Genomic DNA, 13,590 nt, shown 5'->3' with positions numbered 1-13,590 from the left:
GTTTGATAACAGTAAAAAGGAAAGTAATATTAGAGAACCATAAATAAGAATTATTAAGTAAAAGTTAATTATCGGTAGTACCATATTAAATTGTTTACTAAGGTCTTTTTTTACTGTTACTAAATTTTAAAAATTACCAGTGTTGTGTTATTATATTTAGTTTGGTGTACTCAAATTAAAATCCAAACGAAGATAATAGAAATTAACCCAAAGTCAAATGATGATTGTAAGCAAAAGGTGCGTCTAAAGCATTAAATAACCCCCTTTTTTTTATTTCAATCATCTTTTTTTGAAATAGTTATTTCTATAGATTGGTCATAAGTTATTTTTTTTAATTCTATATAGTATTCATTCCAATTTATGGAATCGTAACGTTCGGTATCAAGAAGCCCATCTGCATTTTTTTGAACACCAGCGATTCCGTGCTCGGAAAGCATTATGTCATGATAATTATTGTTTTCTAAAAGAGATAAGTGTGCTGTAGCTCTTTCAGCTTCCCCTATTACCGGAGATGGTTTGTGCGAAAAACTTGTTAATAATATTGATAATGAGTCATTAACATGTTTTTTTTTATTGAGATATATTTTTAGAACACTCATTTTTTTTGTTATTATTTTGTTTGTCGGTTTGCTTTGAGAATAGGCTGAATGGTTTATTAAAAATAAAATAAGAATAAATGTAATTAAGCTGGAATAATTGAAATCGACCGTAGTTTCTTTATAGAATTTTTTATTCACTATATGTTTGATTTTAACTAATTAGATATTGTGTCCAATTGATGTTTTTTAGATATATAAAACTAAATTAGTATTTCTTTTTATGTAATTTAGACGGTTTGAAAATAATAATTATGGACTAAAGGTCATGGTAACAAAATCACTTCTTTACTTATAACGTATTTAAAGTTTGTGTAAAATCGAGCAAAAAGTATAGCAAAAGTAAAGGTTTTATTTTTTGAAAGTAATTGCGCTATAAAATGCTCTGGAATTTAATTTAATCGCGTCAGAATTAGGGGGAATTAGATGCAGCAAAGACGTAACTGTCTTTTTTTTTGCATAGTGTTATTTTTTTAGAATGAAAGCTAACGTTGCGTGTATGGTTAGTGCGGGAAGAGTAAATTTTTAGTACTTAGTTAAATCATTTTGTTTGATTTTATCTTGTTTTAATCGAAAGTCAAAGCAAAATGATTCGAGGGACTTAATGAATATACACTAAACTTCGGACTAAGCAGAAATAATAACATTAATAACACACATTGTTAGGTCTAGGTTTTTTTATGGTAATAATTCAATTTTATATTTTTCTAAAATTTTTAAAGATTCATTGAATGTAATTAAACCTTGATTATAACTATCAAAATTGGCTTTATGTCCTTTTACCATATTCAAAAAAGTTCTACCAGCTTGCACTTTTTTAATTTCAGGTTCTGATATTCCTTTATGATTCATATATTTATCAATTATTACGTGTATCTTAATTCTTCCATTATATTCAAATGTGTTATTATAAAACATTCTAAGTACCATTTCAAAATTTGCTAAATTTTCAAAATCCTTATCAGATAAATCTTTGTCTATTATTTCTCCATATTCTAAATAACATTCTTTATAAAATTCTAATAATGATTTACTAGCTAATAATAAAAAGAGGAAGTCAACATTTTTTTGTTCTAGTTGTTTTTCAGCTGGTATGATTCCTTCTCCAATTTTGTTTACAATTATATCTTCAGGAATACCAACTTTCAGTAATTCAATGAAACAAACATAATCCCCGTGTTTAATCGCGTTAAATTTGTTTTTAAATTTATTGATTCTAATTCCTGACTTAATTATTTTAAGCATATATCCGACAACCTTGTCGTAAATCAGTGTTTCAGTGTTCATTTATTCTTTTTTAGACTACGAAATTTTGAATTCAAATTGGTTTTACACCTTAGTAATAAGCTACTTCCATGCAGATAAATATATTAAATAATTTCAGTTTATACTCTAGGTTTTTAATGTGAAGAGGAACAAAAAGCTCCTCTTTACATGTTATTGATAATAACAAAACAACGGTATAGTATTTAACGATACTTTATATCTATAAAGACACCTCTTTAAGTTGTAGTTGGACCATAATATTTTTTACGCAACCAAAAGGACACGCGTACCAATAAAATTAAGGCTGGTACTTCAACCAAAGGACCAATAACTCCCGTAAAGGCTTGCCCTGAATTTAAACCAAATACTGCAATCGCAACTGCAATGGCTAGTTCAAAATTGTTTCCAGCTGCGGTAAAAGCGACCGCAGCGGTTTTATCGTATGTTGCTCCAGTCGCTTTGGTTACAAAAAAGCCTATGACAAACATTAGCGTAAAATAAATAAGTAATGGCACTGCAATAAGCAATACATCCATTGGGATTTCGACAATCAGTTCTCCTTTTAAAGAAAACATAACGACAATAGTAAATAGAAGTGCAATTAATGTTATTGGTGAAATGGTTGGGATAAACTTAGTCGTATACCAATCGTCTCCTTTTAGTTTAACTAATAGTAATCGGCTTAGTATACCCATTACAAATGGAATACCTAAATATATAGCAACACTCTCTGCAATTGTAGTAATGGAAATATCAATAATGGCACCTTCAAATCCAAAATAGGGTGGAAGTACAGTTATAAATAGCCAGGCATAAAAACTATAGGCAAATACTTGAAAAATACTATTTAAGGCGACTAATCCAGCGCCATATTCGCTACTGCCTTCTGCTAGATCGTTCCAAACTAAAACCATGGCAATACATCGTGCTAATCCAATTAAGATTAATCCAACCATATACTCTGGGTAATCACGCAAGAATGTAATGGCTAAAATAAACATTAAAACGGGGCCAATAATCCAGTTTAGTAGAAGAGAAATAGACAGGATTTTGGTGTTTCTAAATACTTTTGGTAACAACGCATAGTTGACTTTTGCTAAGGGCGGATACATCATTAATATCAAACCAATGGCAATCGGTATGTTTGTTGTTCCGCTACTAAACGCGTTTATAATGTTGGGGAATGTTGGTATAAAATAGCCTAATCCAACACCAATAGCCATAGCTACAAAGATCCATAAGGTTAGATTTCGGTCGAGGAAACTTAATTTTTTATTAGCCATTTTTAAGAGTTTATTTGTGAGAAAACGTAAAATAATTCGGTTGCAATTTGTAAGCTTCTTTCGCTGTATTTTTCGGCTTGTTGCGGTGTGTTGTCAAAGGCTTTTGGATCGTCATAGGTTATCGGAATACGTTGTTCTGCACCAGCAATAAAAGGACAACCGCCATCTGCTTGAGAACACGTCATGATAGCTACAAATTCTGATTTTGGATTGAAATCGGCATCTAATTTTTTTGAAAAACCTATTATAGGATGCGCATTACTAGAATATTTAATGCTGTAAATCGGATTCTCAGTTTTAGAAATGGTTTTTATATCAAACCCAGAATGTTGTAATGTTTTTACAACCATTGGGAAAAGCGCTGTAGCTTCGGTACCACCAGAATAGCAAAAGACATTTTTTATATCAAAATAAGTAGCCATGGTTTGTGCCCAAACTTGTGATAAATGGCTTCTTCTAGAATTGTGAGTACAGATAAAATTAAGTCTTATCTCTTGGTTTTTGGAAATTTTGGATTGAATAAAATCAACTAATGGTTGTAAAATCGTTTTACGTTCTTCGGAAATGGTCTCAGGATCTAATCCGGTAATTACTTTGTCTATTTCTGGAAATAACGTGGATGGTGTTGTACTCATTGTCTTTAATTTTATATTATTTTGTTTAACAGCAATCTTGGTTTTCTGTTATATCTTGATTCAAAAAATCGGACATCACGGTTTTCATTGCGGTCCAATTGTCTTTGTCGATGCAGTAACAAACACTTGTCCCTTCCACATTGCCTTTGATTAAACCTAGTTGTTTTAATTCTTTTAAATGTTGAGAAATTGTTGGTTGCGCGAGTCCAATCTCGTTCACTAAATCACCACAGATACACGAGTTTATCTTAAATAAGTGTTGTAAGATGGACACTCTTGCTGGATGTCCGAAGACTTTAGCGAAAAGCGCAATTTTATTTTGTTGGTCGGTAAACATTTCGGTTTTAACTAATCCCATTATTTTAATTTATTTATTCATTGCGATATTACGATTAATAATTCAATGTTCAAAAAAAAAATCAAGATTCATTAAAAAAAATAAGAAATAATTAATTATTGTTATGCCTATACAAATAGGAAGTATTAACTGTATAGCTGATCTGTTATTGTTTTAATGCTGTTATTCGGCTTTATTTTCCATTGCATGTAACATTCTTAAAGCTGACTTAGCCAATCTGCTATCTGGAAATTCTTGTAGTACTTTTTCATAATAGTCTTTGGATTTTTCTCCATTTCCAATTTGTGAATGACAAAATGCAATATTTAGCAAGGCCATTTCCCGATAAGACATTTGAGAGGAGCTTAATAATGTTACAAAACGATATTTGTCAATCCATTCATGTTTTTTAAAATAGGTATAACTTTTTTTAAAATCAATAATGGCGGCTTCAAAATTTTCCGAATTATTTTTCTTTATTCCATTTCTGTGGTCTTTAGGAATTAAGTGCCTTAGTGACATCGAAAGCAATAAATAGGTTATTGCGCCATATAAAAATGCTTTTTCTGGATTTATTTGATGCCAAATAAATATAATGGTGCCCATAATTAATAAGTGAGGGACTATGGAAATCCAATTAGTTTGTCTTACAGTTGGTACTTTAGAACTCATTTTAATTTTTAGTTTAAGTCAGTCTTTTTTATATTTAATTTTTTAAAAGCGGATTTTCTTATTATTACCTCTGCAATTACTAAGTTAACCGTCCATCCTAAAACAGATACAATTTTATAGGTGTCCATTGGAGGTAATTCAAATAGGGTAACAATTCCAAATTTAAACAGTCTTAGGCTTATGGCAGACAATGTTAAAGCATAACTCCTTATCATAAAATGTTTATGTTTTTGGTAATTACCTTTTTTTATATATTGAAAACCTTGCAATGTAAATACAAACCATAGTATAGAAAGTATAGCAAAAGACACTTGTCCTATATAACCTCCATTGGCATAGTACGCCATAATTAGTCCAGAAGGACTGGCGATTAATAACACGAGGAGCACATATAATTTGCCACTTAACTTATGGATGAACCCGAAGCGTTGTCTGATTGTTTTAGAAAACTGAGTAAGACCTAGAATAATAATTAGTAGGCTAGAATACACATGACTAAAAAAGGCTATTTTGTAATGTAAAAGCTGAATCTCCTTTTGTTTTAAATTTAGAAACGCGACTTTATAATCTATAGGAATATATTGCACAGTGATTAATGCTAATAGATAAATGAAATAGATCAAAACACCATAAAGCATCACTTTTAGCACTAAAAAACGGTTGAAGTTAATGTTCATTAGCCTCTTCCAAAATAATCATAATATTCTAACGCGTTTTTTTCGTAGATAAGTAACAATTTAATGTTTTCTTTTTCAATTGCTGTAAAATCAGATTTAATATCAGTATGTACAGGAATATACCAAGGTTGCGCGTCAAAAAAGATACGTAAAGGTCTGTTTTTAAAAGAGTAGCCATGTCTTGCGTAGATGGTGTTTCTAATAATGGTAAGATCTCCTTTTTTTAAATTTTCAATAGTGTCCTTTTTAAGTACAGTGTTAGAAGCGTTAATAGAATAGATTAATGGTGTTGCTGATGCAAATTCTTGTGTGACCCACTCATCAAATTCACCTTCATCATATTCTTCCATTGTTTTTTCTTCTATAAAATTATTCCAATCGATATACGCTCTAACTTGTTCCAGCATGATATTTGGATTATATGTGAACTCCATTTTTTCAAGCTCATATTTTCGGTATTTAATATTGATATTTTTATAGGCTGACCATGTTCCAACTAATTTCTGACCTATTTTTCCAAATTTAAAAGTACCATCATATTTATCATCACCGGGTTCTTTGACTATAAATTCCCCATTGCGAACAACACCTCTAAAAGGTCTGTCGTTTCCTGCGACAACACTATGCCCAATGACAATACTATCTGCGATGTGATCAATAGAGATATTTATTTTGTTTTCTCGATTCCAATTAAAAGCTTCATCAACATAAATTGATTGCCCTTCATTATTTTCTGAATCATCTTCTTCAAAATAGCCGACCCAAAAGCCTAACATATCGCTTTCAATTTTAGTGGGTTTCTTGTTTTGTTTTTTAGTAGGAATGATTCCAGACGCAATTTCAGTACCCTTTTCTATGACAATAGTTTTCTCTGACTCCTTGATTTTTGAATTACAACTAGTAAGCAGTAGACTTAGAACTAGTAAGTATGTTAGGTTTTTCATTTTTGTAACTAAGTTTTTTATATAAATATTGTTGGATAAATCAGTGATGTACTCAATATATTAGAGCACCAATTGATTTATCCAACAATGTAACTTAAAAAAATGACACTCTCAAATGCTAAACCGTATCTGGGTTGGTGGTTTTAAATGTAGTTTGTAATATAAATGCGATAGCCATGACTATTGCACATCCCACGATATTTAGCCATAAAAAAGGTAAGTTGATTAAATCATATTTATCTAAAAAGAATAAACCAATAACCAAAACTTGCGTGATTAGAGCAGCTACAAATACGGCGTTGGCTTTGATTTGCTTAAAGAAAAACGCTAATAAGAAAATACCAAGCACGTTACCATAAAATATAGATCCAATAATATTGACCAGTTGTATAAGGTTTTCGGCTAGATTGGCGACGCAGGCGACTCCAATTGCCATGATTCCCCAAAGCAGTGTAAAACCTCTTGAGGCTTTGACCATTTGGGCATCCGTTTTTGGACCGACTCTATGTTTGTATAAATCTATAGTGGTTGTACTGGCTAATGCATTAAGCTCTGAAGCTGTACTGGACATAGCTGCACTTAAAATGACTGCCAATAATAATCCGATTAATCCCTTTGGAAGGTATTTTAAGATAAAAGAGATAAACATATAATCTTTATCATTGGTGTTATTATCCTCAGCAGATTTTTTGTATAACTTATTTAATGCTATATTTTTTTCTTTAAAACGAACACTAGAGGTGTCCGCTTTTAATTGATCAACTTCTAATGCAAGTTTATCATAAGTTTTGGCATAGGTTGTATCTACAGTTCTTTTTATTAAAAATTTTGTTTCGTTACGATACGTCATTTCAATACTATCTAATGCAAATAATTCCTGTTTAAGATTTGCGCTACTAGCTTTTGCATAAGCTAAACTAACATCTGTTTTCTTTTTAAATAAGGAATCATTTTTTAAAACAATGGCTTGATAGTCGTCCGCATACTCGGACACTAATACTTTTTGGATAGAGGAGTCTATAAAATTTAAAGGAGCTTGGTTAAACTGATAAAAGACAAATACCATAACACCTACCAGAAGAATAAAAAACTGCATTGGTATTTTAAGCAATCCGTTAAATATTAGTCCTAATCGCATTTCTTTAACCGACTTACCAGACAAATACCGTTGTACTTGACTTTGGTCTGTACCAAAATAGGATAGCATTAAAAACGTACCACCAATTAAACCACTCCAAACGGTATATCTATTATTTAAATCGAACGAAAAATCGAGGACCTCCATTTTACCACTTGCTCCAGCAATATCTAATGCTTTTTTAAAGGTAATATCGCTAGGTAATTGATTTAGTATTATAATGAAAGCAATAACCATTCCTGTGAAAATCACAACCATCTGGTGTTTTTGAGTGACATTAACTGCTTTTGTACCTCCTGAAACAGTATAAATAATGACTAAAATCCCTATTATAATATTAAGTAAAATTAAATTCCATCCGAGTACAACAGATAGAATAATAGCAGGTGCAAATATGGTTATTCCAGCTGCCAATCCACGTTGGATCAAAAATAAAATAGCCGTAAGTGAACGTGTTTTACGGTCAAAACGGTTTTCTAAAAACTCGTAAGCCGTATATACTTTTAGTCTGTGATATAGTGGGATAAATACCATGCAAATCACAATCATAGCAATAGGTAGTCCAAAATAAAATTGAACAAAACCCATTCCGGAGTGAAACGCTTGTCCTGGTGTGCTTAAAAATGTAATAGCGCTGGCTTGAGTCGCCATAACCGATAAACCAATAGTCCACCATTTACTAGTGCTACCGCCTTTTAAAAAATCTTGTACATTCTTACTTCCTCTGGTTTGATACGTACCATAAATAACAATGGTTAACAGTGTCCCAATTAAGACAATCCAATCTAGTGTTTGCATAATTTAAAACAGTTTAGTGATGAAGTAAAATAGTATTATGTAAAGCGCATTTGCTACTAGAAGTACTGTGTACAAAGGTTTCCATTGGTATTTTGGTTGGTCTTTCATGTTTAGTTTTTTAATCCATTATCAGTATTTAAATCAGATTTTCCAATACTTAACATATTAGCAAATAATCGGTAAGCACCAGAAACACCTGCAGGGAACTCTCTAAAAAAGCTTAACCCTGTATAGATGTAATGTCCTTTTCCATGTTTTGCAACTAATAAGCTTCCCGTTTTAGCGGTTTCGTCTTTATCGTGCATAGATAAGATAGGTGTAAATTCTGAAGCCCATTCGTCAGGAAAATATAAACCACGCTCTTGTGTCCAACCTTCAAAATCATTTGAAGTTATTTTATTTGGAAAATTTAAAACCTCATGGTCTGGTGCTAATAATATAACTTCAGCATTTTCATCCGTCACACGGTCTCTTGATAATTTTAATTTGTAAGGTGCAATTTGGTCTGTTTTTAAACGACGATTGGTGTTGTATTGCACAATCATGTTTCCTCCCTTTTCAACAAAATCAAATAAGATGTCTTGCTTAAATTTTAACTGGTCTACAATATTGTATGCTCTAATTCCGATAACAACTGCATCAAAAGCACTCAAACGCTCTGCTGTTATTTCTTCCGGTTTTAAAACCATCACATTATATCCAATTTGTTGTAGGCTTGCAGGAACAACATCTCCAGCACCTTCAATGTAAGCAATGTTTTCACCACGTTTTTTAATATCCAAACGGACTATTTTGCTTTCGCTTGGTAATAATACCGTTTGAAACGGAATGTGCTCGTAGTCAATTTCAACTAACTCTTTAGTGTATACATTATCCCCAACATGAACCATAGGCGTCATTAAGCCTTCACTTTGATTTTTTGGAGGGATTACTGTAAACAATAGCGTTTGCTCTTGGTCTTTGTTTGCAATTATAAATTTTTGTTTTTCAGGGAACACAGACCATCCTTTTGGATGTGCGATAGTAACATAACCTTCTAAATTGTCTTTTCCAGCTTTTACTGTTACAGGAATGTCTTTTTGTTGGTCGTTTTCAAAAATGATTACTTTTTGTGAAATTTTAGCCGATGCTTCCGGAATAATTTCAAACGGTCTGTACAATTCGCCTTTATCAGGTTTAGAGTAACGGTAAATTAAGTCTTTGGTTATCCTGAATGGTACGCCGTTTATATTAAGATTAAAAGCAACAGTAATGGCACGAGGTGTTTCAGGTTTACCAATTAAATTGTTATCGTCTACACGGTACATCCCTAAGCTTCCTTTTTTATTCAACCAATAAGGTGCTGTTGGTTGTAAAGTTGTTGGAATATCTAGTCGTGCTTTTAACTCTTGTTTGTCATTTGTATTTAAAGGTTTTCCATAATTAGTTTCAGTATTAGATATAGAATAACTGTCTAATTTTATAGTTGCATTGCTACGGTTTAAAGCTTCAATAGTAATGTCGATAGATTGACCAGTTGCAGCTGTTGGAGTACTCGCAGACGCTTCTAAGTATAATCCGGCACAGGCTTCAATAATTCTGTTTATTTCCTTAATTTTTTGAGTTTTCCATTGTGGACTATCAATCTTCTCAATTAATTGTTTGGCTTTTAAAAGCTGATCTAAATGTGTTGCTGGATTTTCAAAATTGAAATTAGACTCTACACTTTTTAAAATGGATTCAATTTTATCACCTCCTTTTACACGGGTCCAAGTGGTATTAATGCCATCAAATAAATTGGATTTGTCTTTTGGTAAGTCTCCTTTGATTAGCTCGATATATTCTGTTTGACTTCCTCGTTGTGTTAGTCGTCCAAAACCTTGACATAAATGCTTGCTACTTGCTAATGCTGCGATTTCGTTATTAGATAAACCTAATGCTGGATAGTATACACCAATATCAAAATTTAAAAGATTGGTTTTATCGGCTTCGTCAAATTTTTCTTGACTTCCATAAAACCACCATGAAGTATTAAAAAACTCGCGTTGTGGTTGCCAAGTACCATATTGTTTTACTTGTTCTGGAAAAGCGTTTTTATCGTTAGCTAAATCGAAAGCTTCAACGCTTAACATGGCAGAACTAGTATGGTGTCCGTGTGTTGTTCCTGGGCTTCTGTGGTCAAAACGGTTAATTATAATGTCTGGTTTAAATTGTCTGATGGCTAAAACAACGTCGCTTAACACTTCATTTTTATTCCAAATGGCTAACGTTTCGTCAGGATGCTTAGAGTAACCAAAGTCATTGGCTCTAGTAAAGCGTTGTTCTCCACCATCTGTGCGTCTTGCGGCTAATAATTCTTGAGTACGGATAACTCCTAATAATTCTCTTATTTCTGGACCAATTAAATTTTGTCCACCATCACCTCTTGTTAAAGATAAGTAAGCGGTACGGGCTTTTACATGATTAGACATGTAAGAGATTAGTCTTGTATTTTCGTCGTCAGGGTGTGCGGCTAGATATAAAACCGAACCTAAAAAGTTGAGTTTTTTTACTGCTTGGTGTATTTCTGAAGCATTTAGTTTTTCTGGTTGTTGTGCTTGTGTTGTTAATGAAAAGCACAATAGAAATAGGAGTGAAGCCAATAATTTTTGCATGGTTGTTTTTTCGAATTTGAAACTGTTTCAAATATAAAGAAGTCATGTAGGGATTATTGGATTTTTGGTTTTCTTTAACTATAATTAACAGTTGAGGAGGGAAGGAGGAAATACGATTTTCTTTCTGTTTATTTTGTCTTGATACAAAACGAACCAAAAAATCAACTCAAAATTAGGAAATTGCTAAAGCAGTATTTTTTACTTTTATTTTTCGATTGTGATGTCTAATTTAATTAATATTTATCATTTCTTGAATTCTATGATTTTCTTCAATTTGATCGCTAAAGGATTGAAAATAAATGTGAATTTGATTATCTTCTTTAAGGATTTTTATTTCTTCTTTAGTTAACTCGCAAATCGATTTTTTGAAAATTGTGTTAGATTGCTGTTCTACTGCTTTTAAATAGCCTTCTGATATGTCGTAAACGATATCATTAATTATAGGTTTGCTTAAACCATAAGGGAAATCAACGTTTATTACCTTTACTTTGCTGATTTTTGATTGATAATTTTTTTTAACTAAAGGGATGACACTATCCGTTCTTTTTAATTCAGTATCAAAAAGCATTTGGTTTTTTGTATTAAGTATTAAATTTAATTCATGGCGACTAACTGAACAAGACATTAAATGAATTGGTATAATATCAATTGTTATAATTCTATCTTTATATTCCCAATTAAACAGATTAGGATAATCGTTTAAATTGTTTTTTAAAGAATCCTTTAAAATCTCAATGTGTTCTTCTGTATTAATATTTAAATCAAAATTAAAGGGTGGCAAGTCTATGTTTTTAGTTAACAGATATTGTTGATTGTCACAAAGTGTGTTTGTAATTTCTTGCTTTTCGGTTGTGCAACTAAATAGTAAAAAAAAAGTAATAATGCTGTAGAAAGTGTTTCTCATATTAAATACTATTCACAAAAATCAAACCAATTATTGATACTAAAAAAAACAGAATATTACTTATTCTTTTAAAGCCATTTTTTACGTTTAAAATAAATGAGCATTCCTATTAAAACAACCAGCATGACAATCCAAACGACATAATAACCATACTTGTATTGTAGTTCTGGCATGTTGGTAAAATTCATCCCGTAAATACCAGCAATAAAAGTTAATGGAATAAATATAGTCGCAATAATGGTTAATACCTTCATGACTTCGTTCATTTTATTACTAATGGTAGTCATATACATGTCCATTAAACTCCAAATCATTTCTCGATAAATATCTATGTTTTCAGTAACTTGAATGATATGGTCGTAAACGTCTCTAAAAAAGTGAGTTGTTTTTTCTTCAATTAGAGGGTTTTCGCTTTTTTCTAAGCGATTTATAATTTCTTTAAGCGGAAAAATAGCACGACGTAATTTTAATATTTCTCTTTTTAAATCTTGAATTTGTTGTGAGATTTCTTCTTGGGATAAACCTGTGAACAACACATCTTCCAGATCTTCAATTTTATTACCCATAGTTTCGATTATATCATAATAATGATCAACAATGGCATCGATTAATGCGTAAAGTAAATAATCGGATCCTTCTCCACGAACGCGTCCTTTTTTATGTCGAATACGTTCTCTTAAGCCGTCAAAGACATCGCCTTCTGCCTCTTGAAACGTTAGGACATAGTTTCTTCCCATGACCATACTAACTTGTTCCGAAACCAAATTTTCGGACTCATTATAATACATCATTTTGAGTACTATAAAAAAGTAATCTTTATACTCGTCTATTTTAGGGCGTTGCGAGGTGTTTACAATATCTTCTAAGATTAAAGGATGTAAATTATAATGGTTCCCGATTTTTTCAATTTCGTTAATAAAATGAAGGCCATTAAGATTAAACCACGTTACGGTTTCAGAATCTTTAAAACGAAAAGCGTCTTCTACAGAGTCTAAATCGGCTTCTTTAAAGTAGTCTTCATTATAATCGAAAGCACTTAAATGTAAACTTTTGTCTTCTTTAGAGCCCGTATATATTAAAGCACCAGGAATTTGTCCTAATTGTTTTTTATAATTTTGGGTGCGTTTTTTTTGTTTTTTTTTAGCCATGAGTGGTGTTTAATGCATATCTCCAAAATCTTCAATTGCATCCTTTTGAACTAAAGTTACAGCTTTTTGTAGAATTAGGTTGTTTGGATAGGTTACCAAGTCACCATTATCTTGTCTTAAATGCAGTTGAAAAGCTCTGATATCTTCAATTATAGCTTCTATTGGTGCATCTTTATCATGAATTTTTATTTTATCTCCGACTTTATAAGGAAATGAAAAAAACATGATTATTCCTGATGTAATATTACTTAAAATGGACCAAATAGCAAATAGAGCAATTCCTATTACCGTAAATACAGAAGAGAATATAACGGCTAAATCTTTAAATTCAGCTCCAAAAACATAGGCAATAAACAAAAGGAAAATTAAAAATAACGCTACTGTCGCGTATCTAGAAATTAAGTTTATTCTAGCATCATTAATTCCGCTGGTGTGTCCTACTTTTTTTATGACAAGCTTTAACGCAAAACGTATAATAATAAATACGACTAATAGAATAGCCGAATTTATTAATTCGGTTTCAAAGTTTTTTAAAAACATATGGTGTTTTAATTAATGC

The 13,590-nt window shown here is 31.5% G+C and carries 13 protein-coding genes; all 13 read right to left on the bottom strand.

What is annotated here, in order from left to right; genetic code table 11:
• Positions 1–275: 275 nt before the first annotated feature.
• Complete coding sequence (locus H0I26_RS16635; protein WP_218700068.1) at positions 276–737, bottom strand: hypothetical protein; 462 nt, start codon at positions 735–737, stop codon at positions 276–278.
• Positions 738–1,274: 537 nt separating this feature from the next.
• Positions 1,275–1,883, bottom strand: a complete 609-nt coding sequence (locus tag H0I26_RS16630) for a hypothetical protein (protein WP_218700067.1) — start codon at positions 1,881–1,883, stop codon at positions 1,275–1,277.
• A 215-nt stretch (positions 1,884–2,098) separates the two neighbouring features.
• Positions 2,099–3,145 carry an ACR3 family arsenite efflux transporter gene (arsB, locus tag H0I26_RS16625; protein ID WP_218700066.1) on the bottom strand — a complete coding sequence of 349 codons (1,047 nt, stop codon included), beginning with the start codon at positions 3,143–3,145 and terminating at the stop codon, positions 2,099–2,101.
• Between the two features lie 2 nt (positions 3,146–3,147).
• The gene (locus H0I26_RS16620; protein ID WP_218700065.1) at positions 3,148–3,780 is read right to left on the bottom strand and encodes a low molecular weight phosphatase family protein; all 633 of its coding nucleotides are present in this window, start codon (positions 3,778–3,780) and stop codon (positions 3,148–3,150) included.
• A 25-nt stretch (positions 3,781–3,805) separates the two neighbouring features.
• Complete coding sequence (locus H0I26_RS16615) at positions 3,806–4,138, bottom strand: ArsR/SmtB family transcription factor (RefSeq protein ID WP_101019487.1); 333 nt, start codon at positions 4,136–4,138, stop codon at positions 3,806–3,808.
• 162 nt (positions 4,139–4,300) lie between these two features.
• Positions 4,301–4,789 carry a tetratricopeptide repeat protein gene (locus tag H0I26_RS16610; RefSeq protein WP_218700064.1) on the bottom strand — a complete coding sequence of 163 codons (489 nt, stop codon included), beginning with the start codon at positions 4,787–4,789 and terminating at the stop codon, positions 4,301–4,303.
• A gap of 8 nt (positions 4,790–4,797) precedes the next feature.
• The gene (locus H0I26_RS16605) at positions 4,798–5,466 is read right to left on the bottom strand and encodes a DUF2306 domain-containing protein (protein WP_218700063.1); all 669 of its coding nucleotides are present in this window, start codon (positions 5,464–5,466) and stop codon (positions 4,798–4,800) included.
• Entirely contained in the window at positions 5,466–6,410 is a 945-nt protein-coding gene (locus tag H0I26_RS16600) for a YARHG domain-containing protein (RefSeq protein ID WP_218700062.1), read from the bottom strand. Before H0I26_RS16600 ends, H0I26_RS16605 begins: the two co-directional genes overlap by 1 nt.
• Before the next feature lie 118 nt (positions 6,411–6,528).
• A complete protein-coding gene (locus H0I26_RS16595) occupies positions 6,529–8,346 on the bottom strand; it encodes a sodium:solute symporter (protein WP_218700061.1) in 1,818 nt (605 codons plus the stop codon).
• Between the two features lie 110 nt (positions 8,347–8,456).
• Positions 8,457–10,979: a PIG-L family deacetylase gene (locus H0I26_RS16590; RefSeq protein WP_218700060.1), complete on the bottom strand. Its 2,523-nt coding sequence runs from the start codon at positions 10,977–10,979 to the stop codon at positions 8,457–8,459.
• A 229-nt stretch (positions 10,980–11,208) separates the two neighbouring features.
• Positions 11,209–11,883: a hypothetical protein gene (locus H0I26_RS16585; RefSeq protein ID WP_218700059.1), complete on the bottom strand. Its 675-nt coding sequence runs from the start codon at positions 11,881–11,883 to the stop codon at positions 11,209–11,211.
• Between the two features lie 68 nt (positions 11,884–11,951).
• Positions 11,952–13,031: a magnesium/cobalt transporter CorA gene (corA, locus tag H0I26_RS16580; protein WP_218700058.1), complete on the bottom strand. Its 1,080-nt coding sequence runs from the start codon at positions 13,029–13,031 to the stop codon at positions 11,952–11,954.
• Positions 13,032–13,040: 9 nt separating this feature from the next.
• Positions 13,041–13,571 carry a mechanosensitive ion channel domain-containing protein gene (locus H0I26_RS16575; protein ID WP_218700057.1) on the bottom strand — a complete coding sequence of 177 codons (531 nt, stop codon included), beginning with the start codon at positions 13,569–13,571 and terminating at the stop codon, positions 13,041–13,043.
• Positions 13,572–13,590 lie beyond the last annotated feature (19 nt).

The sequence above is a fragment of the Olleya sp. HaHaR_3_96 genome (genome assembly GCF_019278545.1).
In the GTDB taxonomy this organism is placed as follows: domain Bacteria; phylum Bacteroidota; class Bacteroidia; order Flavobacteriales; family Flavobacteriaceae; genus Olleya.
Note: the sequence above shows the minus strand (reverse complement) of the source record. Positions and strands in the feature narration are given on the sequence as shown.

Bases quoted from the DNA above. Each gene is read 5' to 3' on its own strand.
- H0I26_RS16595 (WP_218700061.1), bottom strand. From the start codon at position 8,346: ATGCAAACACTAGATTGGATTGTCTTAATTGGGACACTGTTAACCATT.
- H0I26_RS16590 (WP_218700060.1), bottom strand. From the start codon at position 10,979: ATGCAAAAATTATTGGCTTCACTCCTATTTCTATTGTGCTTTTCATTA.
- H0I26_RS16575 (WP_218700057.1), bottom strand. From the start codon at position 13,571: ATGTTTTTAAAAAACTTTGAAACCGAATTAATAAATTCGGCTATTCTA.
- arsB (WP_218700066.1), bottom strand. From the start codon at position 3,145: ATGGCTAATAAAAAATTAAGTTTCCTCGACCGAAATCTAACCTTATGG.
- H0I26_RS16630 (WP_218700067.1), bottom strand. From the start codon at position 1,883: ATGAACACTGAAACACTGATTTACGACAAGGTTGTCGGATATATGCTT.
- H0I26_RS16610 (WP_218700064.1), bottom strand. From the start codon at position 4,789: ATGAGTTCTAAAGTACCAACTGTAAGACAAACTAATTGGATTTCCATA.
- H0I26_RS16600 (WP_218700062.1), bottom strand. From the start codon at position 6,410: ATGAAAAACCTAACATACTTACTAGTTCTAAGTCTACTGCTTACTAGT.
- H0I26_RS16615 (WP_101019487.1), bottom strand. From the start codon at position 4,138: ATGGGATTAGTTAAAACCGAAATGTTTACCGACCAACAAAATAAAATT.
- H0I26_RS16605 (WP_218700063.1), bottom strand. From the start codon at position 5,466: ATGAACATTAACTTCAACCGTTTTTTAGTGCTAAAAGTGATGCTTTAT.
- H0I26_RS16585 (WP_218700059.1), bottom strand. From the start codon at position 11,883: ATGAGAAACACTTTCTACAGCATTATTACTTTTTTTTTACTATTTAGT.
- H0I26_RS16620 (WP_218700065.1), bottom strand. From the start codon at position 3,780: ATGAGTACAACACCATCCACGTTATTTCCAGAAATAGACAAAGTAATT.
- corA (WP_218700058.1), bottom strand. From the start codon at position 13,031: ATGGCTAAAAAAAAACAAAAAAAACGCACCCAAAATTATAAAAAACAA.